Genomic DNA, 22,708 nt, shown 5'->3' with positions numbered 1-22,708 from the left:
TATGAAATTAGAATAATTTAATATTTATTAAAGGTAGTATAAACTAATATACTACCTTTAATTTTTTTTGAAATCAATTTGAATGAATTTTGAATTGAGCAAGAGCAATTGCTTAATTCTACTATTAATTTAAAGGACGGATTATATGTATAACAAAAAAATTACTGCAATTTTTTTTATAATATTTTTTATTAGTACATTAACTCTTTCTCAAACTATAGCTAATGGAGAAAGTAGTAAACAAAGGAAAATAATCGTTTTCGAAAACCATGTAAGTAAAGATCAAATTGATAAAGTAATATCTGATATGCAGGGAGTAAAAGTTAAAGATTTGGATACTGTTAATGGTGTTGTAGCGTATTTGAACACTAATTCTATAAACGCAATAAAATCAAACTCTACTATCTCTTATATTGAAGATGATCTGGAAGTTAAGTTATTAGGTAAACGTACACCTTCAGATTCCGTACCACCTCTTCAACCAACTGAAGTCTTACCTTGGGGAATTGATAGTATCGATGCTGAGCATACTTTTTCTACTGTTGATTCAAGTTCGATAAAAATAGCGATCATTGATACTGGAGTTGACATTTCTCATCCTGACTTATTAGAAAATATTAAAGGTGGCTTTAATTCAATCAATTCAAAAAAATCATATAACGATGATAATGGTCACGGGACACATGTTGCTGGTATTATTGCTGCTGAGCATAATAATATTGGTGTGGTTGGTGTAGTTCCAAAAGCTAATATTTATGCGATAAAAGCTTTTGATAGTCTAGGGAATGGTTATCTTTCTGATATAATTGAGGGTATAAACTGGTCAATTAATAATAATATGAATGTAATAAATATAAGCTTTGGTGCTAATGCAGATAGTCAGTTGCTTCATGATATTATAATTAAAGCCTATGAAGCAGGAATAGTTGTTGTAGCTGCAGCAGGAAATGATTCTTCTAGTATTGTAAATTATCCTGCAGCCTATCCAGAGGTAATATCGGTTTCAGCTGTAGATACAAATTTTAATAAAGCATCATTTGCTCCAAGTGGGAAGGTTGATGTCGTTGCTCCAGGTGTCAACATTTTTTCTACTTACTTGGGCTCTATGTATGCGGGGTTAAGCGGTTCTTCAATGGCAACTCCACACGTAACAGGTGAAGCAGCTATTTTACTTTCTGTTCCTGCTAAAGCTGATATTAACGGTGATGGTATATCTACCCCATATGAAATAAAACAAATAATTGAATTAACAGCAACTGACTTAGGAGTACCCGGAAAAGACAATATTTATGGGGCCGGATTTATTAATGTAAATGCTGCCGTTAATAAATTAACTATATAGAAAAATAGTTTCAAACATAACCAATCTATGCCAATACTATTGCATCAATCATATTTGTTTTTCTGAAAGGAGTTTAACTTTGAAGAAATTACTATCTTTATTTATTTTAATTTCAATCTTTGCTACAGGATGCTCAAGTATTGTAAATTATTCAGTTAAGGAACTTGACGTAAGATCTGCAGACGTTAACGTTAAAAAGTGGATTGAAAGTAACGGTAAAGCGAATGGAATATATATTGGTAGGATCAATGAGTCTGAAGAAGGCAATATATACTATCTCTATGTAAACTATAAAAATCCTGTTGATAAAAAATCTATTGATTCCGTTTCAATAGACTCCAACGGAAAAAAATCGATATTAATAGATGTTAAACTGAGACCGTCTGATCAAGTAAATGAGAAATTGTTTTGTATCACAGTAAAAGATAAATCACTAGAAAAAATTGTTCTTAATGGTGAAGATATTACAACCTCATCTATTCCTATCATAGAATAGTTATTATATCAAATGCACATTTACAATCATCACCACCGAACCCAATAGCCTTATGGCAAGCATACAAAACTCGCATGATGGTGATCTTGCGTCCGGACGATGAAGCGAATGGCTAGATCGCGGAAACAACGATGAGGAAGCTCTTACGAAGCTGTTGAAGGCGTATGACCCAGGAAAGATACGGGATACCCTGTATCGCAAAAGGTTGGTAATGTACGGAATAACACAGAGGATTTGCTGGTGGTAATAAAATAACCTCGTCGGGCCTAGGGCGTGTTTTCAAACTACTGAATGAGTCCAAAACATGGTAAAATTCTCATATGAGAAGACGATACGAAATCCGAGACGATCAATGGGATCGAATAAAAGAGTTCTTGCCGCCGGAACGAAAACCCCAAGGCGGTCGTCCAGCCAAGGACAATCGAATGATGCTGAATGCCATGCTGTGGGTGGCCCGCTCAGGAGCGCCTTGGCGAGATTTGCCGGAACATTATGGATCTTGGAATAGTGTATACACCCGCTTTCGCCGCTGGGAAAAGACGGGACTGTTTGATCGTATTTTGAAAGAACTGACGGCAGACCCAGATAGCGAAAGCATGATGATCGATGCCTCCATTGTCCGTGTTCATCAGCACGGAGCGGGAGCAAAAGGGGGCAGCAATTCCAGGCGATCGGGCGCTCCCGAGGAGGCATAACCACTAAGATTCATGCGATTGTGGATGCTTTGGGAAACCCTTTGCAGTATGAGCTGACAGCAGGCAACGTGAACGACTGCGTAACTGGATACGAGATGCTGCAATCGATCAATGTCACCGGCAAGCAGGTCATGGCGGACCGTGGGTACGACACCGATAAAATCCTGAAGTATCTGGAGGAACAGCAGGCGAAGATCGTCCTGCCCAGCCGCAAGCATCGCAAAGTTCAGCGGGAAACGGATTGGTGGCTGTTTAAAGAGCGTCATCTGGTCGAATGTCTGTTTAATAAGCTCAAGCAGTATCGGCGTTTGGCTACCCGCTATGATAAATTAGCCTGCACGTTTGAGGCTTTTTGAACCTTGCTTCGATCCTGATTTGGCTAAAATAGGTTTGAAAACACGCTCTAGTACCTCGACCGCATCAAATTTGAGGATAAGATGCTTTAATTTACCTCTAGCCTGCTCGGTAGTAAATTGCCAAACCACGGATTTCTGAGCCCCATTGCGTTCGCTTTCCCAAGCCGACACCTCGCCCTGCAATTCCATCAATGGAGGCGATTCGGCGGTTCAGGCATTGAATCGTCAGTGCACTGAGTTCAATCTCAGCGATATTCAGCCAACTGCCATGCTTCGGAGTGTAATGGATTTCCAAACGTTTCGCCAAGGCTAAGGCGCGTCCAGGCGCAAAGGTTTCATACAAGGACGAAATCGTGTGAGTATTCAAGTTGTCCATCACCAGTCGAACCCGTTTCGCCTCTGGATAATGGACTTCCAGCAGTTCCTGGATCTGCAGAGCCCAGTCGGATTTGGTGCGTCTTTCCGAAGCCTGCACGTGACGCCACCCGGCCAACGGCTCCGTGAATAGAAAGAGGCTGCAACTTCCCTTACGAACATACTCATAATCTTCTCGCTGAACTTGTCCGGGTTTCATCGTCTGTGGAGGCCGCGAATGATCCAGCAATTGCACGGGCTGCTCATCCATGCAGATCAGCGGAATTTCCGGGTCGTACGCAAGGGCATAGGTCTCCAGAATATCTTCCATACGAGCCACAAATTCGCTGCTGGATTTGGCGGGGATGCACCACTGTTTTTTTAAGTGAGGCTTAAGCCTTGTTTTTTTAAAGTCGTCCGAATGGTTTCTCGTCCTACGGATTCCAAAATATTCAGTTCGATCACCCGACGGGTCAACAGACGAATCGTCCAGCGAGCATACCCCTTTGGAGGCTCGGAACAGGCCAGCGCGATAATCTGGGTTTCCACCTCGCCGGTGATAGGCGAGGGACGTGCCGGTTCGGCGCGCCGACGATAACGCAGCGTCTCGTCCAGCCCGCGGGTGCAATAGTCTTTTACCGTGTAATAGACGGTAACATCGCTGACCCCTGAGCGCTGGGCAATTTCAGCCTGCTTGGGGATGGCCCCTTGGTTTTCGTCCGAAAGTAGGAGTACTAGACAGCGGCGGCGAATGCCAGGGGATGTAGAATCAGCATGAAGAAGTTGTTCAATCCATTCGCGTTCCTTCGGTTCGAGTCGAACCTCGTATTTTTTGTTCATCTGCAAGCCCTCCCATATTTTTCTTATAGGATAAGCTTAAAACTAGAATCAAAAACGGTCAAGGTACTAGTGCCTGATGAAGTTATTTTAATAAATTCACGAACGTTAATTCGTAAAAAGAAGAACGTAAAATAACTATTTTTACTTTTATAGGGTCTTGGCCGGTCCCTAAAGTACGGGAACCGGCCAAGACTCCAAGTATGATTTTTTGTTAATTTCCCGCGCTCAGTTCGAATTTAAGAATCTAACTGTTCAAGTAAGTTCTAAAAGCTTAATTATAAAGAATATGGCGATTATTAAAGTTGTTGTTGACATTAGCCAAATCCACCACATAATTCGCGTTATTAATTTCAAATGGTCTTTTTTCATAGATACCATCTTCATTCCCTTTTTTTACCGGAGGGTATCTTGGCCGATTAACAATTATATTCTAATACATATACAACGAAGTGAAAAGGCCCATAATTATTTACCAAGAGTTGCCGGAACTCAAATTCTCCGCGTATATAATACGCATCTGCAATCTTAACGCACATGTCGCATCGCCGTGAAGCTACCCCAAGGGAAAAAGGCAAAATTCGAAGTCTGGGACGAAAGACAGCTGAAGCTATTTCTGGATTCAGCCGCTGAAGAACCATATTACGAGGCATTTGAATTGGCGGCTTCGACCGGTATGCGTCAAAGCGAGATATTGGCGGTCGAGCGTACTTCAGTTGATTTAAAAAAGCAATGCTCTCAGTTCGGCAAGCCTATACGCTGGCAGAAGTCGGACATGATTTTGACGATACCAAAAGCGAGAGTAGTGTTCGATCGATCGCCTTATTCGAGAGTACGGTTGAAATGCTTACCCGTCTTTTTGAACGAATCGAACAAAAAATTATAACCGACAAGCAGTTCAAAGATTCTGGGTTGGTTATCCAAAGCAGCATCGGCTCCCCTCTAAATCCTCGGAACTTAATGCGGACTACTACCGGATTATCCGTCGTATCCAAAAAGAGCAGGAGGAAGCCGGACTATCTTATACGCTGTTTCCCAAGATTCGGTTCCAAGACCTGCGACATACTCACGAACGATTCTACTGAAGGCCGGCGTACATCCGAAAATCGTCCAAGAACGTCTCGGACACTCCTCAATCAATGTCACCCTCGATATCTATTCACATGTTCTCCCCAACCTTCAGAAAGCCGTACTGAAAAGCATCGGCGGCTCCATTACAGGAGAGAAAGTAATTCTTCCGGTAGAAGAAAATACGCCTGAAATCACTTTACTCGAATAAAGGGTAGAAGAATGGTAGAAGAAATGAAAAAGCGCGGTTCCGATAAATCCGGAAACCCGCGCTGTATAAGGCTTTTTAGGATGCTGGTGAAGGGAATTGAACCCCCGGCCTACGCATTACGAGTGCGTTGCTCTACCCCTGAGCTACACCAGCATAATATGAATTTTCCGTCACAACAGAAACTATTATACCTCGTTTGGTGAAAAAAGCAACTCTTTTTTCGCCCCCTCCAGCTTTGGCATCCACACTTTTGAGCGTGCGGAAGAAATGCCTTCCCGCTGAAACCAGGAAGGCATTTCGCCGTCCGCACCTGCCACTCGGGGCGGGACCGCTTACCGCAGCGGCGCCCATAACCGCTGCTCTTCTGCCCCGCCGTAGCCCGGCTGCTTGGCCTCCCGGACCGCTGCCGCGTCTCGCCCAGCAGCCTCGCTTGACGAATTGCCATCGCCCTCGAGCGACAAACTATCCTCGCAGCATCGACGCCCTGCCGCCCCGGCGGAACCGCCGCCGCAGGGCAGCAATCATGCGTCCAACGCCAGCCTGCCTCCCCCTACTCCTCGTTCAGCTTGCGCTCCACTGACTCCAGCTTCTGCCGGCTGCTAGCTGCCTTGTCGCGGCGGTCGTCGATTTTGAGCGAGGTGGACACGCGCTGGGCGCCATTGGCGAACGGTGCTTCATGCAGGACCTGGGCAGCGGCCAGAATGCGCGGCAGCGGCCCTTCGATAATCGTACCCATGGATGTAAGCTCAAAGGTTATGCCCTCCACACCTTCCAGCGCGCGATGCATGCCTGCGACATAACTGCTGAGACTGGTGCTGCCGGTTCCGATCGGTATAACGGTAATTTCGGCAATAGCCATTTGAATACCCTCCCTTTCCATGCTGCACTTTTGGAAACGTCAATATACAGCTTTCCTATATTGTAGCAACTGGGACGCCGGGCTACAAATCGCTTTCTTCCTTTTGATCCGGACGGCAGGCCCGGGACAGAATTCTTGTTAACAAATTTACGGCAAATCGGAGAACCAAATGCATTCCGGCCCTCTCACCCGCGCCCTCTGTTATTGAATTTGTGGATGAATTTGTGGATTACCTGTGGACCGTTTGTGGATGTTCTGTGGATATCAAAACCTCAAAAAATATGTTTACAGATACAATATATTGGGTTATCTTAAATAAGCAACAACAAAATATAGTGAAATCAGGTGCCGGGCTCTCTGACAGGAAGCCCAGCTTAATAGGGAAGCGCGGTGCGAATCCGCTGCGGTCCCGCCACTGTAACCGGATGCTCTGCCCTCAGATGAGGACACGGGCGGCATCTTCCGGCCTAAGGCCACTTGGAGCGCGGGAAGCGGCTCTTGGGAAGGCGCCGGAAGAACAGACGGAAGCCAGGAGACCTGCCTGTTTCCAGCGACACCATTAAACTCAAAGCCCCTGCGAGGAACAGGAGCGGTGACCGCATGCAGCTTGCAATTCATGGCGGGCATTTTTGGAATGCCCACTAGCACTCGCATACGGGCATTTCCTGCGTTCTTCATGCGGGAGATGCCTTTTTAAATTATAAAGATGCAAGATTGTTCAAATTCAGGCCTGGGATGTAACGGAGAGGAGAACTGCACAATGACGCTGCTGGAGAAACGGCAAGCCGACGGGCAAAGCACGAACGAAATTCTGTTGGAGGAAGTTATCGGTTTAGGACGCGATATTATCGACAGCCTAGATATGGATCTGCTGAGGGAGAACGCCAATCTGAACGGGGAAAGCTTCTCCGGCAAGATGAGCAAATTCGGCAGCGAGTATTCCAAATGGTATGCCCGCAGCTTCACCATGCCGCCTCAGCTCGTAAAAGCCATTAAGGATAATGTCGTATATGTGCATGATCTGGACCAATATGCCATCGGAACGACGAACTGCATTTTCATCCCGTTCGACAAGCTGCTCCGGCAGGGCTTCAACACCGGAAACGGCAGCGTCCGCCCTCCGAACTCCATTATGACGGCCATGGCGCTTACGGCGATTATTTTTCAATCCCAGCAAAATTCACAGTACGGCGGCGTGTCAGGAAGCAAGCTCGATCATGATCTCGCCCCATATGTGGCCAAGTCTTTCGCCAAGCTGTTCCGCAAGGGCCTTGATTATTTCGAAGAAGGACAAGCCGGGGAAGATCTCGGGGAAATTACAATGAGCCGAACCGATCTGAAAGAACGGTACCCCAGAGCTTTCCGCTACGCGACGAAGGAAACAGAGAGCGAGACGCTTCAGGCAGCCGAGAGCCTCATACATAATCTCAACACGATGTCCTCCAGAGCGGGCGGGCAAATTCCGTTCACGAGCATCAATTACGGCACCTGCACTTCACCCGAAGGACAGCTTGTGATCGACTGCCTGCTGACGGCAACGATGAAAGGACTGGGAAGTGGCGAGACGCCGGTGTTCCCGATTCAGATTTTCAAGTGTAAAAAGGGTGTGAACCAGCAGCCGGGCGATCCCAACTACGAGCTGTTCCTAAAAGCGGCGGAATGCTCGGCGCGGCGGCTGTATCCGAATTTTGCGAATCTGGACGCTCCGCTGAACCTGGTGTATTACAATCCGGCGGACCCGGATACCGAGTTCGCGACAATGGGCTGCCGCACCCGGGTGCTGGGAGACCGCTTCGGACGCAATCACTGCTCCGGCAAAGGCAATCTGTCGTTCAATACGCTGAATCTCGTCCGGCTCGGCATCCAAAACGGAACGATAACCGGACTGCGTCAAGCAGCGGACGAGGAAGGTTTCTATGATGATCTCGATCATTATATGGAGATTGCCCTGAACGGCCTGCTTCACCGTTTCCGTATCCAGGGAGCGCAAAAAGCCAAAGCATCCGACTTCATGATGCGCGAGGGCGTATGGGAAGGCGGAGAGACCCTTGGACCGGAAGAACAGGTGAGGGAACTGCTGAAGCACGGCAGCCTGTCGCTCGGCTTCATCGGGATGGCTGAATGCATGAAGGCGATGTACGGCAAGCATCACGCCGAAGACACGGAAGTGTATGGCAAGGCGCTTGCCCTCGTGCGGCATATGCGCGAGTTCTGCGACCGCAAGAGCGAAGAGCTTGACCTGAACATTACCTTGTTCGCCACTCCGGCGGAAGGCCTGTCCGGCAAGTTCACCAAGATCGACAGCAAGGAATTCGGCGCTATAGAAGGCGTTACCGACCGCGAGTATTATACGAACTCGTTCCATGTTCCGGTCTATTACCAGACGGGGGCGGCGAACAAGATCAAGCTGGAAGCGCCGTTTCACGATTACTGCAACGCCGGCGCGATCTCCTATGTCGAGCTGGACGGCAATGCGCGCAGCAATCCGGCGGCTTTTGTCAAAATCATCCGTTACGCCCTGGAGCAAAATATCAGCTATTTCAGCATTAACCACCCTGTCGACCGCTGCTCTGACTGCGGATACGAAGGTGTAATCGGCACGAACTGCCCTTCCTGCGGCGCTCATGAGCAGGAGGTTCACATCCGCCGCCTGCGCCGGGTTACCGGCTACCTGACCGGAGACTATCAGACCCGCTTCAATGCGGCCAAGCAGGCCGAGGTTAGGGACCGGGTCAAGCATCTATGAATATTTGCGGATACTACCGGGAGTCGATTAACGAGGGCGAAGGCCTGCGCGCCGTCGTCTTCATCAGCGGGTGCCGCCACCGCTGCCCGGGCTGCTTCAATCCCGAAACCTGGAATTTCGGTTACGGCGAGTCCTTCACGCCGGAGCGAAGACGGCAGATCATCAGCGAAATGGCGACCAATCCGCTGCTGGAAGGTCTGACGCTGGCGGGGGGCGACCCTTTTTTCTCGGCGGAGGAAGCCGCGGAATTTATCCGCGAGGTGCGCGCGGCGCTGCCGGAGTTCCCGGTGTGGATCTACACCGGCTACACTTATGAAGAGCTCACGGCCATGCCGGAATCGCCGGAATGGAAGCTGCTGTCGCTCTGCCAGGTGCTGATTGACGGACGCTTCGTGGAACCCCTAAAGGATACCACCCTTCGGTTCCGGGGCAGCTCCAATCAGCGGATTATCGACGTTCAGGCCAGCCTTGCCGGCGCGGAGGTCGTGCTGTGGCAGCCGGCTTTGCTGTAAGGCGGGGCTTCGGAAGCGGCCATGCGAGACTCCCGGCGGGTTAGTCGCGAAGTTGAACCAGGGCAAGCGAATGGGCCGAGGCACAAATTGAGCCGGAGCCCTGTATAGACCTTTCTATAGTGAGATATGCGGGAATTTCTCCCGTCTATTTTTATCATATAGATGACTTAAAGTTATTAGACGGAAATTCTCCAGCTTATTTGCCCGTTTTCTCTCCATTTGGGCGCAAACGGCAAATTATGAGGGAGGATTTCCCGTTCAACTCAATACCACGCTCGTTCAAGGGCTTATAAACGGGAGAAATTCCGGTTTATAGGCCCGGACCGGGCCTAACCATGCGCTTAAATATATCAATTTTTGATATTGAAAATTAAATGTACACGCTGTGGCTATCCGTAGGAAGGCCTCATTCCTGCTTACTTATGTCCCTTATTCATTCATGCCCTGTAATCTTCATCCCATAAAAATTTTACACCATGAAAGGAAGCGATCCGAATGCCCCAACTCGTAGTGAAGCCCGACAACCGCCAGCTTGCTTTTGATGAAATACGACTCTCCGTTTATGCCGACCGAGTCTTAAGAGGACTGGACAATCTGAATAAGGAAACGCTGCTGCGCGGCGTGAATGCCAAGCTGCGGCGCGACGAGGTCAGCGGCGAGGAGATCAGCAGTGCTTTTACGATGAGCGCGCTGGAGCTGGTGACCAAGGAAGAACCGGACTGGAAATTTGCTGCTGCCCGCTCCCTGCTGACTTCCCTCTATAAAAAAGCGGCAGTCAACCGCCGCTACAAAGCATATCCGGACGAGCCGTACGGCGCGCTGTATCCGCTAATTGAAGGTCTCGTCAAAAAAGGCGTGTACCGCGAGGAACTGCTAACCGCCTACACGAAAGAGCAGATCGAAGAGCTGGGAGCCTGCATCGACTCTTCGCGCGACCTGCTGTTCGATTACATCGGGCTGCTCACGCTGTCGGACCGCTATCTGGCCCGTGACTTCGACGGGCGCGTGATGGAACTTCCGCAGGAGCGCTACATGATTATCGCCATGTATCTGATGCATCAGGAGCCCGCAGAGAAGCGCCTGGAGCTCGCGAAGGAAGCCTACTGGGCGATGAGCAACATTTATATGACCGCCGCCACCCCGACCATGTCCAATGCGGGCAAAAAAGTCGCAGGCCAGCTGTCCAGCTGCTTCATCGACACCGTCGATGATTCGCTGGAAGGCATCTTCGATTCCAACACGGATGTGGCCCGCTTAAGCAAAATGGGCGGCGGTATCGGCGTATACCTTGGTAAAGTGCGCGCCCGCGGCTCCGACATCCGCGGCCACAAGAACACAAGCTCCGGCGTCATCCCCTGGATTCGCCAGCTGAACAACACCGCCGTCAGCGTCGACCAGCTCGGCACCCGTAAAGGCGCGATCGCGGTCTATCTCGACGTGTTCCATAAGGACATTCTCGCCTTCCTGGACCTCAAGCTGAACAACGGCGACGAGCGCATGCGCGCCCATGACGTCTTCCACGGCGTCTGCCTACCCGACCTCTTCATGGAAGCCGTGGAAGCGCGGGGGCAGTGGAATCTGTTCTGCCCGCATGAAGTGAAGAAGGTCATGGGCTGGAAGGACGGGAACGGCCGCGCCCTTGGCCTGGAAGACTTCTATGACGAGGAGTTCGGGCAAGGAGCCTTCCGCGAGAAATATGCCGAAGCGTCCGCTCATCCGGAGCTGACCCGCATCACCGTTCCGGCCATCGACATTATGAAGCGGATCATGAAATCACAGCTGGAGACCGGAACGCCGTATATGTTCTATCGCGACACGGTCAACCGCTCCAATCCGAACCGCCACAAGGGCATGGTGTTCTCCTCCAATCTCTGTACGGAAATTATGCAAAATCAATCCGCGACTGTAGTCGAGCAGGAGGAGCTTGTGACAAAGGACGGCCAGACCCGGATTGTCATCTCCAAAATCCCCGGCGACTTTGTCGTCTGCAACCTGAACTCGATCCATCTCGCCCGCGCGGTTCCGGCCGGGGTTCTGGAGCGCCTTATTCCGATTCAGGTCCGTATGCTGGACAACGTCATCGACATTAACAATATCGAAGTGCTCCAGGCCCAGTATACGAACAGCCAGTACCGCGCCGTCGGCCTGGGCACCTTCGGCCTGCATCACCTGCTTGCGCTGGAAGGCATCCGCTGGGAGTCCGAGGAAGCCGTGGAGTACAACGATCATCTGTACGAGCATATCAACTACCTGCTTGTCCGCTCCAGCATGGAGCTGGCCCGCGAGAAGGGCCGCTATCCGAAGTTTGCAGGCTCCGACTGGGAGAGCGGCGCGTACTTCGAACTGCGCGGCTACACCAGCGGCGAGCGCGAAGGTAAATTCGTCACGGCCGAGCAGTGGCGCGCTCTGAAGGAAGAGGTCGCAAGGGACGGCGTCCGCAACGCTTGGATGTTCGCGATTGCGCCGAACGGGTCGACGTCGATCATCGCCGGTTCGACGGCCAGCATCGACCCGCTCTACGACCTGCTCTCTTACGAGGAGAAGACGACGTACAAAATCGCCAACCCGGCTCCCGACCTGTCCGAGAAGACGATCTGGTACTACAAGACGGCGTTCCTGATCGATCAGAACTGGTCGATCCGCATGGCTTCGGCCCGCCAGCGCCATGTCGATCAGGGCCAAAGCTTCAACCTGTACGTGCGCCCGGACATCAAGGCGACCGAGTTCCTGGATCTGCACCTGAACGCCTGGAAGGGCGGACTCAAATCGACCTATTATGTGCGCAGCCGCGCGCTGACCATCGAGGAATGCGAGTCCTGCGCAAGCTGAAAATTTAGCTCACCGTTCAAGCAAAACTCGACACAGCTTCGCACCTACAGGGAATGCTTGAGCTTCCGATCGCTGTTATCCTCTGATTTCTTCATTTAACCGCTTAGCGGTTGAAATCTGAGGATAAAGGCGACCGCTGACGCTTCTCCAGCTTCAAGCTTCCCCTCCGGTGCCCGGTGCCGAGCATCTAGACCACTCTGCGAGCGGCTATTTTCAGCTTCGCAGAAGATAAGGGTAATAAAGGAGTGACCAGCCATGCAGCTGCAAAAAATATTCAACACCGAAGCCCCCAACCAATCCACTCGCATTATCGAAGGCGAATGCTCCGGCATTCTGAACTGGAACGACATCCGCATGCCGCACATGTACAAGCTGTACAAGGTGCTGCTGCTGAACCACTGGATCGCGGACGAAATCCCAATGTCCAAGGATGCTCAGCAGTTCCCGTTGCTGGATGCGGAAGAGCAGCGCGTGTTCAAGATCAACATCTCCCTGCTCGCCGTGCTTGATTCGATGCAGACGATGTTCGTCGGCGACGTGAAGCGGTATTTTACCGACTCTTCCTTGGAGGCTATTTCGGCGATTATCGGGCAGCAGGAGGTCGTGCATAACCAGTCGTATTCCTACGTCCTCTCCTCGATCGTTTCCGAGCGTGAGCAGAAGGAGATTTTCGAATACTGGAAGCATGATCCCGTTCTGCTGGAACGCAACCAGTTCATTTCGGAGATTTACCAGGAGTTCCGCGATAACCCGTCGAGACAGAGCTTTTTCCACGCGCTTGTGGCCGATTTGATTCTGGAGGGTATTTTCTTCTACAGCACGTTCGCCTTCTTCTACAACCTGGCCCGCGACCAGAAAATGATGGCGACCAGCCAGATGATCTCCTACATCCAGCGCGACGAGAACCAGCACTGCTACTTCTTCGCCGAAGTGTTCAAGCAGTTGCTTGAGGATTTCCCGGAGCTGAACACCAAGGAAAATATGGACTATGTGTACCGGACAATCGACCGGGCCGTTGCGCTTGAGACGAACTGGGCGCATTATACGCTGCAAGTGGTTCGCGGCATCGACCTTGAAGAGCTGAGTGACTACATCAAATATATCGCCAACAAACGCCTCACCCTAATGGGGCTGGACAAAGCGTACCCGGGTGTTGATGTGAACTGCATGCCGTGGATCAAGCCTTTCTCCGATGAGGCGCTGAACGCGACGAAGACCGACTTCTTTGAAGCTAAGTCCCGCAACTACGGCAAGGTGGGCGACGATAACGGATTTGACGATTTGTAAAGAAAAAAGAACTCTAACGCATAATCCCCTCACGGCAGAAAACCGGAGGGGATTTTTTCTATTCCACTCAAGGAAGTCAAACCTTTGACGTAGAGGTAAAGAAGGAAGTTAGTATGATGAAATAAATTCCATAATTTATAATATAGCGGTAAAATGTTGCTATGTTGCTATATAGAGAGGTGGGACTCTGATGCTGCATTATAAAGAATACGGAAATCCCAGCGCTCCTTTGATGATTTTCATACATGGCGGTGGAGTGAGTAGTTGGATGTGGGATAAGCAAATTCAATATTTTACTGACTATCATTGTCTGGTCCCCGATTTGCCTGGACAGGGAAAGAGTGTTATCTACGGCAAATTTACCATTCAATCCTGTGCCGAAATGCTAATTGAACTTATTGAGAGCAAGGCCATGGGCAAAAAGGTCATTGCGATTGGATTCTCGTTAGGTGCGCAAATATTAATAGCAATGCTTAGTATTAAACCCGATTTATTTGATTGCTCGGTTATTAACAGTGCATTAGTAAGACCCTTTCCTTTGGAAAAATTATGGATCGCATTAATAAAACTGTTACTGCCGCTCATAAAAAATAGAACATTCTCCAAAATACAAGCCGAATCGATGTACTTAGAGAAGGAGTACTTTGAAACCTATTTCCAAGAAAGTCTTCTGATGAGTAAAGATACACTCGTTAACATAATGGAGGAAAACATGTCATTCAGAATACCTGACAATTTCAAGAACGCCAGAGGAAAAATATTAGTGACAGTAGGAGAACAGGAAAAACGTATAATGAAAAAATCGTTAGCTGATATTCTCAAGAGTAACTCAAATTGTAAAGGTCTAATAATACCCCATGTGGGTCATGGGGTATCTTTAGCCAATCCGGATTTTTTCAATAAATTAATTAAATATTGGGTTCATACTACGTTGTTTGAACAATAATTTTAATCATTCCGCTTCCCCTGTTGCCTTCTCTATTAATAACGCGAGCTGTTTAACATGCGGAAGCCTCATCATGGTAACATGATTTCCAGGAACATCTATATATCGAATTTCTTCCAGACTATAATCCTTCCATGCTGTAAATCTTTGCTCGATCTCATCAGGATGCTCCGTTGTTTTCATTACAATAATAGGTATTGATAATTTTGCGGCTTCCAGTTCCAAGACTCTTGACATCATCACATTATGAAGTTGAAGCTGCAAATATTTATCAAGATAATCGGCTGTCATAAAATCAATGACTTTCTCATCTTCTTTGGCTGCTTCAATAATGGTCTGCTTGGCGTCCTCATAACTTAATGCCTTTATCCGCTCTAGGGGAATGCCCATCATATTCCCCATACCCAGCGCCAAGAGCAGCATCTTTAATTCATCCTCCGTCACATCGTCATGATCCGTACCTTCCATCAGTTGCAGCGATGGAGTTGTATCCAATATAATCAGGCCTTTCGGAGGCCGTCCTTGCCGAATTAACTCCAGGCACATTCCGAAGGCAATATGGCCCCCTATGGAATGACCGCCCAAGTAATCCTTCCCGGGTCTAAAAGTATGGTCTACAGATTTCACAAAAAGCGAAATCAATTCCTCATAACTTAAGTACTGCGGCTCCTCCTCCTCGAATAGCCCCGGACTTTGCAAAGCGTATACCGGGCAATCCAGTTCCTGCGCAAGCTGAATGTAGCCCATGACCGTTCCTCCCGCCGGAGGGGCCAGGATCAGGCCTATCCCCTCATGTCTGTTGGAATTTAAGGGGATCAGATAATCTTCAGGACTTCTTTGTTTGACCACTGCAACTTCCTCACGCATTGCAACGATTTCAGCCAGAGCCTCCGGCGTCGAGGACATAAATATGGTTTTGGGGTCTACCTTATATCCTTTTTCTCTGAGCCTTGAAACTACTTTAATACTGAGCAGCGAATCACCGCCAAGCTCGAAGAACGAATCCAGCAAACTGACTTTTGGCAGGCCCATGACTTCCCGGTAGATCTCCACGATGTCTTTCTCAACTTCATTTCTTGGTTCCAAGAAATCCTCATCCGTCTCTTCAGTGCCGTTAGGCTCAGGCAAAGACTTATAATCAACCTTGCCGTTATTAAGAAGCGGTATGCAATTAAGCATTACAATACATCCTGGAATCATATAATCGGGCAGAATATTTTTCAACCCGTGCTTTAGGGTTAGACCTGTCACTTCGCTAGAAGCTGGAACAGCATAAGCTATTAAGCGTTTGTGGCCGCTTGGATCGGTTTTTACAACCACCACACAATCCTTTGCCATCCCGGAAGCCAGAATGGTGTTGACAATCTCTTCACGTTCAATTCTGAACCCGCGTATCTTCACCTGATTATCGACTCTTCCGATATACTCCATGCAGCCTTGGCCGTTCCAGCGTACGATATCTCCGGTCCGATACAGTCTGCCGCCCTGTTTAAAAGGATCACTGATGAATTTCTCCGCAGTTTGGGCCGGATCATTGATATACCCTCTAGCCACCCCGTCACCACCGGTATAGAGTTCCCCGGGAACGCCCAAAAGGCTCAGCTGCCTGTCTCTATCCAGAATGTAAACTGTAGTATTGTTTGTAGGTCTACCGATCGGAATAGATTGTGTATACTCCCTATTGATGACAAAATTTGTGGTAAACGTTGTATTCTCGGTAGGCCCGTAACCGTTAATTATGGTTAAGCCGGGACATGCTCTTCTAACCGTATTGACATGTTTGCTCGATAGAGCATCTCCGCCTACAATCAAGCTTTTTAAAGGGGCGAACATCGATGGATTCTCTTGGGATAATTGGTTGAACAAGGGTGAGCTGAGCCACATCAGTGAGATTTCATAATCGGACAGGTACTGGCCCAACCGCCGAGCGTCCAGCAATACATGGTCATCCACGATATATAAAGTCAGTCCATTCAATAACGCTCCCCAAATTTCGAACGTCGAAGCATCAAATGTTAAGGCTCCGGTCTGTAGAAGATGATCATGGGCGTCCCATGCCACGAAATTGTTATTCTTGACTAATCTGACAACATTACGGTGTTCAACCATAACCCCTTTAGGCTGGCCCGTGGAACCGGAGGTGTAGATCACATAGGCCAAATCCCGGGAATCATTCACAGGATGCGGACTTTCGATATGCCCCTGCTCATATAACGACTTGTCGTCTATATGAATCGTATGAATAGCGTTGTCTGTTTCTCCTTCATAAGCTCTCGTTACGAGTAAAACTTTGACATTAGAAGCCTCCAACATGTGTGTAATCCGTTCCGCCGGATATTTCGGATCAATTGGCAGATAGGCACCTCCGGCCTTTAAAATACCAAGAATCCCGGTGATCGCTTCAATGGAACGGTCTACCATGATTCCTACCACATCATCCCTTCGTACGTCTAAGCCCCTTAATATATTCGAGATGACATTCGCCTTCTCGTTCAATCCGGTATACGTCAATTCTTGACCTTTAAAGCTCACCGCTGTTTTTTGAGGATGCCTGTTCACCTGCTCTTCAAACAATTCCTGAATGGTTTTACCGCCGGGGTACGCCACCTGGGTTTGATTTAAGTTATGAATCAGATATTCTCTCTCCGCCCAATCCAGTAAGTCGATCTCGCTTATTCTCGTTGTAGGGTTACGGCAGATGGCTTCAAGCAAGTGCTCATAGTACTTCATAAAGCGTCTGATTGTTTCAAGCCGGAATAAATCCGTATTATATTCAAAATAAATCGACAGCGCCTGATTTCGTTCAAATACATGGAGGGTTAAATCAAATTTCGCCACCTTATGTTCTCTGATAATCTCCTGAATCTGCAGATCCTGCAGTTGCAAATCCAAAGGCAGGTTCAACAAACCCATCATCACTTGAAAAATAGGGGTTCTGCTGACATCCCTTTCTGGATGAATCTCATCCACCAAGCGGTCGAATGGATAATCCTGGTGCTCATAACCAGCAAGAGCCGTGTGTTTGACCTTCTCCAAAAATTTGACGAAGGTTTCTTCGGATGCAAGCTGCGTACGGAAAGCGATCGTATTAACAAACATGCCAATCATCTTTTCCGTAACTTTATGATTTCGGCCTGCAATGGGAGAACCTACGATAATGTCGCGATGTCCTGTAAGTTTATATAAAAGCACCTTAAACGCAGCCAGTAAAGTCATAAATAACGAGGTCCCGTGAGCCTGGCTTAATTTCTCCAGTTGCCGGGTCAGCGAAGGATGAATGGTCAAATGCTTGGTGTCTCCATGGTAAGTCTGCATCGCGGGTCTTGGGAAATCCAGCGGCAATTCAAGGATAGGCAGTTCACCCGAGAGCTGGTTCAACCAATATTTACGGCTGTGATGATTGCGCTCAACGTTTTGATTGTGCCATGTAAAATAATCTGTCGTTGTTGGTTGTTCAACTTCCGCTTCAGGAATACCGCCCTGCATTAGTAATTGATACGATGCTCCCAACTCTTTAACAAGTAACCCAAGCGACCAGCCGTCCGAGATGATATGATGCTGCGCGATTAACAGCAAGTGCTCTTGTGCCGCAGTCTTTAGCAGGGATACTGCCATCAAAGGACCCGTCTCAAGATTATAATTTCTTTCGGCCTCCTGACTTGCAATTTCTTGTGTGGCTTTCTCTTGTTCCGCTTCTCCGAGCTCGGATAGATCAATGAAATGATAAGCTAATTCTGCGCTTGGCTTTATTTTTTGAACAGGATTTCCGTCCACCATAACAAAGGCAGCCCTTAGTGACTGGTTCCGGTCTACGATAAGCTGCAAGGCCTGCCGCAGCACCTCCGCTTGGAGAGCGCCTGTTAGCCGCCACATCCCCAGAATATTATAATTGTTGCTTTGTGAATCCATCCGAGTTAAGATGTAAACTCTCTTCTGTGCATGAGAAAGCTCATAATACTCCTGTACGGGCAGCCTGGGAATGTCGATGACTTCAGTCTGGTAAAGCTTCCTTTTGTCATCGATAATTTTGGCGATGTTTTTTACCGTATGATATTGAAAAATGGTTTGAACGGGCAATTTAACCTGCAATTCGTTTTGAATTCTAGACAAAACCTGTGTGGCTTTGAGCGAATGCCCCCCCAGTTCAAAAAAGCTGTCGTTCCTGTTGACTCGGCCCACTTGAAGAATTTCTTTAAATATACTGGCGATCACCGCTTCCGTTGCCGACATAGGCTCCTCCTGGCCAACACCGGACTGACGTTTATTTTGCACTGCATTCAGCTTCGTATAATCAATTCTTCCGTCTGCCGTCTCCGGCATGTCCAGCAAATCGATCAGCCTGCAGCCGTCCGCCGCTTCAATGGAAGCCAATTTTTCCCGGATCGCCTGGGGACTAGCCTCATTTTCATTAAGCGTATAGTAGATAGAAGGTCTGATTTCGGTTCCCTTGGCAAAACCCAAAGCATTTCTGATCTGACGCTGGTTGCGATCAAGCCCTACAAATAAATGTGGAATAGGGCCGCTTAATCCGTACAACAGGGAATACACCCCTTGCTTAACAGATAGCGGCATAAATCCTTTGCTGCCGGCCGCATCATTCGTCGGATTATTAAAGCTCATGCCGATGTTATCCCATTGACTCCAGGAGAAACAATAAGTATTGGGGTATCCATTTCGTGCCCTATATACACTGAACTGATCCATGAAACTGTTGGCTGCGGAATATGCGCTGAAAGTGGAAGCTCCAAAATAACCGTTTACTGAAGAAAAGAGCACCAATAAAGCTTCCGGATCATCCTTCAAAGCTTCATGTAAGGCCAAGGTGCCATATACTTTCGCAGTGAACATGTTCTTGTAAGTGTCCTCTGTAGCGGCATGTATCCAGCGGTATTCAGCATGTTTCCAGTGCTGCTCCAGATTTCCTTCGCCCGCCAAATGCAGCACTCCCGCCAGCGGTTTCCCCCATTTCCTGCGTCCAAGATCTATGGTTTTTTTTAGAAAAGTGACATCCGTTATATCGCCATGTACATACAGAAAATCAACATTTTTCGATTCCAATTCCTGAAAAGCCCTGATTCTGTAGGATATCGGATCGGCAGCGGAATCCAGCCGCTTTGTCTCCTCTCCGGCATTTAGGTCTGTTCTGCCAATGACAATAAACTTCAGGGCGAATTTGTCTGACAGCTCTTTTATTACTTCAACGCCTATTCCTCCGAGTCCACCGGAAATCAGGTACATGCCTTCAGTCTTCAAGTTAACCGCTTGCTTGTTCACCTGTTGGATATCTGTTTGGAAAAGCAAGGGGATGTATCTTTTTCCCTGACGGTAAGCAACTTCATCCTCCAGTTTCCCAATCTTCAACTCTTCCATTAGACCGCTGATAACTTCATCCCGGAAATCAAAATCGATGTGACTGTAAGTTAACCAAGGGTTTTCAAGCGAGGCGCTTTTTAAAAATCCCTGTACAATTGCGTCAGCATAATTCAAACAAGGCTCATCCAGGCAGTGCTGGCTATTCTTCGTTACAACATATAGTTGAATCCGTTGAACATCCAGCCTGCTTAAGGATTGAATGAGTCGAAGCAATCCAAAAATACCCTCTCTGTTGTAATCATCGATCTCTGTCCTCGAAAGCCGCTCTCCGGCAAATCCGGAATTCACAAAATAGAGAATGTCAGTAGGCAGGCGCTCAAGCGCCGCTAGACTTTCACCGGAAGAGAACCGCTGAACCTCTCCCCCCTGTTCGATCACGGCCTCGGCTACAGAAGCATGGTTCCCGTCATCGATGATCAAAAACAATCGTCCTTTTAAATCGGAAACACCGGCGCCAGGCTGGACCGCGCTCCATTTTTTTTCAAAAAACCAATTAGGGAGCGTTCGTTCGCTTTTCTCAAACACATCTACTTCCTTCAACGGCTGCTTGAATACCCCCGCTTTGAACTGAGCGGCTAGCTTTGAACGCTGGATCTTGCCGATATTTGTTTTTGGAATGTCATCTCTCGTGACGGGAATAATGTAGTCAACTTTCAATCCCAGGGCGTCACTTATTTTTTTTCGCACTTTTTTGACTTGATTTAACTTTTCCTCGTGATGCTGCAGTTCTGAGACAAAAAATATCGCTATTTTATCCGTATCGCTGTCATTTTCCCGAATTGCGCAGACAGCGGTAAAAGACAAGGAGATTCCATCTATTTCCTCAACAAGTCCTTCTAACTCAGCATTGCTGTAGTTAACTCCATTAATAATCAATAAATCTTTCAAACGCCCGGTAATGGTTAGTGAGCCGCCGTAAATAAACCCCTGATCGCCAGTATTAAACCAGCCGTCTGGAGTGAACGCCTTCTCATTCTCGTCCGGATTATTGTAATATCCTGGTGTTGTCGTCCCCCCTTGGATTTGAATAAGGCCAATTTCACCTTCGTGCAGAAGCTCATTTTTGGAGTTTACAATTCTTACATTCACTCCGGGAATGGTCCGTCCCAGTTGGGTGAAGGTTATGCCTTCATGAATCCGGTCAGTCATTTTGAGGACTCCGGATAAAGAATTAGTATCAAGCATATGAATTCCCGTATGCGGCTCCGCATTGAAGTGATCGGAATAGATGACACCAGAACAAGTCTCAGACATCCCCCATGCAGGAAACATGGCATTGCTGCGCAGTCCATACTTATGGAGCTTAGTTAAGAACTTCTTGCAGCTCTTTGCCGTAATCGCCTCACCTGCATTCAGGATGAATCTCATCGCAGACAGATCCCATGATTGGGCGTAAGACGTTTCGAGCCTCTCAGCGACCAGGGAATACGCAAAGTTTGGCGCCCATGTTAACGTGGCCTTATATTGATCCATTAAATCGAGCCAGCGTAAAGGCTCCGTCAAAATGTAATTGGTATGGACTTGTATTTGGGTGCAGCCCAAGTACATTTCTTTAATATGAAACATGACAATTCCGCCGACATGCTCCAGCGGCATCCAATTCACTGAAACTTCGTCAGCGGTAAATTGGTTCAACAGTGTTGTCCCCCGCTCACGTGAAATAATAGTTTGATGGGTTTGCATGACTCCTTTGGGCATTCCTGTACTTCCGGATGTATACAAGATTATCGTTAAATCTTCCGGAGAAGGGCGATAAATCGCTTCGCTTAATGGGTATTGTTTCAGATCATCAATCTTCATTACGTTATACGCCTGTACAGCACTCCCCAGCAGATTTCTAACCTCATCATATCTTTTGGCATTCGTTATAATATACGGATGTTCCAATGCGCTCACAATATATTCAAGTGTATTCAAGTCTGCTTTGGATTCGGTAAAAGACCGCGGTACCGTTACAGGGACAGGAATATATCCCCCCAGAATACAGCCCCAAAACGCAGGAATGAAATCCGTTCTCTCTTCAAGCTGGAAGACTACTTTATCCTTCGGATTCAGGCCGCTTTGTTTTAACCCCGTTAACACTCTTTTTGCCTGACTCAAGAGCTCACGATAAGATTGAAATGTCTTCTCTCCCTCTTCATCAATGTAATATATCCCTTTGTCTGGATAGTTTAAGACTGCCCTCACCAGGATGTCCACCAGAGTAACCGGCTCATTCCGATCCATCTTTTGACTACCGCCATATATAATGGCCGGCGGCAGCGAGCCGGCCTCGGCTATGCTTGTTTCTTCCAATTCTACATCTAGCGGGAAGGAACGGTATGCCCTTGTATGGTCAATGTCAAGCAAGTCATCAATATGAACATATTCGATCTCTTTCAACACTTCTTCGATGACAACGGCTGCACTCCTGATGTTGGGTATAGACTTGATTTCTTCCTCCCAAACCTGCAAATCCATAGTATGATTAGCCGCATACATAGAGAGCAATTCTTTATCCACCTTGCCATCCGATAGAAGCGGCAGCGCGGAAAGCTGGATGAAGACTTTAGAAAGGGTACCTTCAGGCAAATTGATTTCCGAATATATTCTGTTGCAATCCAGCTGTTCTTGCGCTGTTACAAAAACGGCCAGCTGCAGTTCAGAGGCATCCCCTTGGATAGCAATCACCGCACATTGCTTCACTGAAGGATGCTTGTTCCATTCTTTCTCAAGCTGAGAGAGATCCACTCTCTTGCCGTTAATCCTTACGAGATTCGTAATTCGGCTATTGGAATATTTCATCGTGCAATCCCCC

At 47.9% G+C, this 22,708-nt stretch carries 12 protein-coding genes, 1 tRNA gene, 1 pseudogene and 1 riboswitch; of the genes and pseudogenes, 9 read left to right on the top strand and 5 right to left on the bottom strand.

Annotated features, from left to right (window positions below; all coding sequences use genetic code 11):
• Nucleotides 1-145 precede the first annotated feature (145 nt).
• The 3 genes and pseudogenes from KP014_RS05375 (at nucleotide 146) to KP014_RS05365 (ending at nucleotide 2,921) form a co-directional block, all read left to right on the top strand.
• Nucleotides 146-1,342 (top strand): S8 family peptidase, encoded by a 1,197-nt coding sequence (locus KP014_RS05375; RefSeq protein ID WP_051500285.1) that lies wholly within the window; start codon nucleotides 146-148, stop codon nucleotides 1,340-1,342.
• A 79-nt stretch (nucleotides 1,343-1,421) separates the two neighbouring features.
• Nucleotides 1,422-1,838, top strand: a complete 417-nt coding sequence (locus KP014_RS05370) for a hypothetical protein (RefSeq protein WP_036598001.1) — start codon at nucleotides 1,422-1,424, stop codon at nucleotides 1,836-1,838.
• 320 nt (nucleotides 1,839-2,158) lie between these two features.
• A pseudogene (locus KP014_RS05365) lies at nucleotides 2,159-2,921 on the top strand (IS5 family transposase).
• A gap of 65 nt (nucleotides 2,922-2,986) precedes the next feature.
• On the opposite strand, the gene KP014_RS05360 reads toward KP014_RS05365, so the two are convergent.
• The gene (locus tag KP014_RS05360; protein WP_246590731.1) at nucleotides 2,987-3,685 is read right to left on the bottom strand and encodes an IS630 family transposase; all 699 of its coding nucleotides are present in this window, start codon (nucleotides 3,683-3,685) and stop codon (nucleotides 2,987-2,989) included.
• The gene (locus KP014_RS28625) at nucleotides 3,625-4,083 is read right to left on the bottom strand and encodes a helix-turn-helix domain-containing protein (RefSeq protein WP_246590527.1); all 459 of its coding nucleotides are present in this window, start codon (nucleotides 4,081-4,083) and stop codon (nucleotides 3,625-3,627) included. Before KP014_RS28625 ends, KP014_RS05360 begins: the two co-directional genes overlap by 61 nt.
• A 547-nt stretch (nucleotides 4,084-4,630) precedes the next feature.
• On the opposite strand from KP014_RS28625, the gene KP014_RS05355 reads away from it, so the two are divergent.
• Nucleotides 4,631-4,966, top strand: coding sequence for a site-specific integrase (locus tag KP014_RS05355; RefSeq protein ID WP_036602796.1), 336 nt, complete (start codon nucleotides 4,631-4,633; stop codon nucleotides 4,964-4,966).
• Between the two features lie 474 nt (nucleotides 4,967-5,440).
• Here the strand turns inward: KP014_RS05355 and KP014_RS05350 are convergent.
• Nucleotides 5,441-5,512 (bottom strand) — tRNA-Thr (locus KP014_RS05350).
• Between the two features lie 397 nt (nucleotides 5,513-5,909).
• Nucleotides 5,910-6,218, bottom strand: a complete 309-nt coding sequence (locus KP014_RS05345) for an MTH1187 family thiamine-binding protein (RefSeq protein ID WP_025692724.1) — start codon at nucleotides 6,216-6,218, stop codon at nucleotides 5,910-5,912.
• Between the two features lie 326 nt (nucleotides 6,219-6,544).
• Nucleotides 6,545-6,777: riboswitch (cobalamin riboswitch) on the top strand.
• A gap of 201 nt (nucleotides 6,778-6,978) precedes the next feature.
• Between KP014_RS05345 and KP014_RS05340 the strand changes: the two genes are divergently transcribed.
• The 5 genes from KP014_RS05340 to KP014_RS05320 all read left to right on the top strand — a co-directional run bounded on the left by KP014_RS05340 (nucleotide 6,979) and on the right by KP014_RS05320 (nucleotide 14,538).
• Nucleotides 6,979-8,964, top strand: a complete 1,986-nt coding sequence (locus tag KP014_RS05340; protein ID WP_036602788.1) for an anaerobic ribonucleoside triphosphate reductase — start codon at nucleotides 6,979-6,981, stop codon at nucleotides 8,962-8,964.
• Entirely contained in the window at nucleotides 8,961-9,476 is a 516-nt protein-coding gene (nrdG, locus tag KP014_RS05335; RefSeq protein WP_090834263.1) for an anaerobic ribonucleoside-triphosphate reductase activating protein, read from the top strand. The genes KP014_RS05340 and nrdG overlap by 4 nt, the downstream gene beginning before the upstream one ends.
• 495 nt (nucleotides 9,477-9,971) lie before the next feature.
• Nucleotides 9,972-12,305, top strand: a complete 2,334-nt coding sequence (locus KP014_RS05330; RefSeq protein WP_036587752.1) for a ribonucleoside-diphosphate reductase subunit alpha — start codon at nucleotides 9,972-9,974, stop codon at nucleotides 12,303-12,305.
• A 255-nt stretch (nucleotides 12,306-12,560) separates the two neighbouring features.
• Nucleotides 12,561-13,592, top strand: coding sequence for a ribonucleotide-diphosphate reductase subunit beta (locus tag KP014_RS05325; protein WP_036587750.1), 1,032 nt, complete (start codon nucleotides 12,561-12,563; stop codon nucleotides 13,590-13,592).
• 187 nt (nucleotides 13,593-13,779) lie between these two features.
• Nucleotides 13,780-14,538, top strand: coding sequence for an alpha/beta fold hydrolase (locus KP014_RS05320; protein WP_036587748.1), 759 nt, complete (start codon nucleotides 13,780-13,782; stop codon nucleotides 14,536-14,538).
• 6 nt (nucleotides 14,539-14,544) lie between these two features.
• Here KP014_RS05320 and KP014_RS05315 read toward each other — a convergent pair whose 3' ends face one another.
• Nucleotides 14,545-22,695 carry a non-ribosomal peptide synthetase gene (locus tag KP014_RS05315; RefSeq protein ID WP_036587745.1) on the bottom strand — a complete coding sequence of 2,717 codons (8,151 nt, stop codon included), beginning with the start codon at nucleotides 22,693-22,695 and terminating at the stop codon, nucleotides 14,545-14,547.
• Between the last annotated feature and the right edge of the window lie 13 nt (nucleotides 22,696-22,708).

The sequence above is a fragment of the Paenibacillus sophorae genome (genome assembly GCF_018966525.1).
Lineage (GTDB): Bacteria > Bacillota > Bacilli > Paenibacillales > Paenibacillaceae > Paenibacillus_AQ > Paenibacillus_AQ sophorae.
The sequence above is the reverse complement of the archived record's forward strand: the minus strand, read 5'-3'. Positions and strand labels throughout refer to the sequence as shown.

What these genes read in the sequence shown, in the direction of transcription:
- KP014_RS05375 (WP_051500285.1), top strand. Translation starts at nt 146, where the DNA reads ATGTATAACAAAAAAATTACTGCAATTTTTTTTATAATATTTTTTATT.
- KP014_RS28625 (WP_246590527.1), bottom strand. Translation starts at nt 4,083, where the DNA reads ATGAACAAAAAATACGAGGTTCGACTCGAACCGAAGGAACGCGAATGG.
- KP014_RS05345 (WP_025692724.1), bottom strand. Translation starts at nt 6,218, where the DNA reads ATGGCTATTGCCGAAATTACCGTTATACCGATCGGAACCGGCAGCACC.
- KP014_RS05340 (WP_036602788.1), top strand. Translation starts at nt 6,979, where the DNA reads ATGACGCTGCTGGAGAAACGGCAAGCCGACGGGCAAAGCACGAACGAA.
- nrdG (WP_090834263.1), top strand. Translation starts at nt 8,961, where the DNA reads ATGAATATTTGCGGATACTACCGGGAGTCGATTAACGAGGGCGAAGGC.
- KP014_RS05330 (WP_036587752.1), top strand. Translation starts at nt 9,972, where the DNA reads ATGCCCCAACTCGTAGTGAAGCCCGACAACCGCCAGCTTGCTTTTGAT.
- KP014_RS05325 (WP_036587750.1), top strand. Translation starts at nt 12,561, where the DNA reads ATGCAGCTGCAAAAAATATTCAACACCGAAGCCCCCAACCAATCCACT.
- KP014_RS05315 (WP_036587745.1), bottom strand. Translation starts at nt 22,695, where the DNA reads ATGAAATATTCCAATAGCCGAATTACGAATCTCGTAAGGATTAACGGC.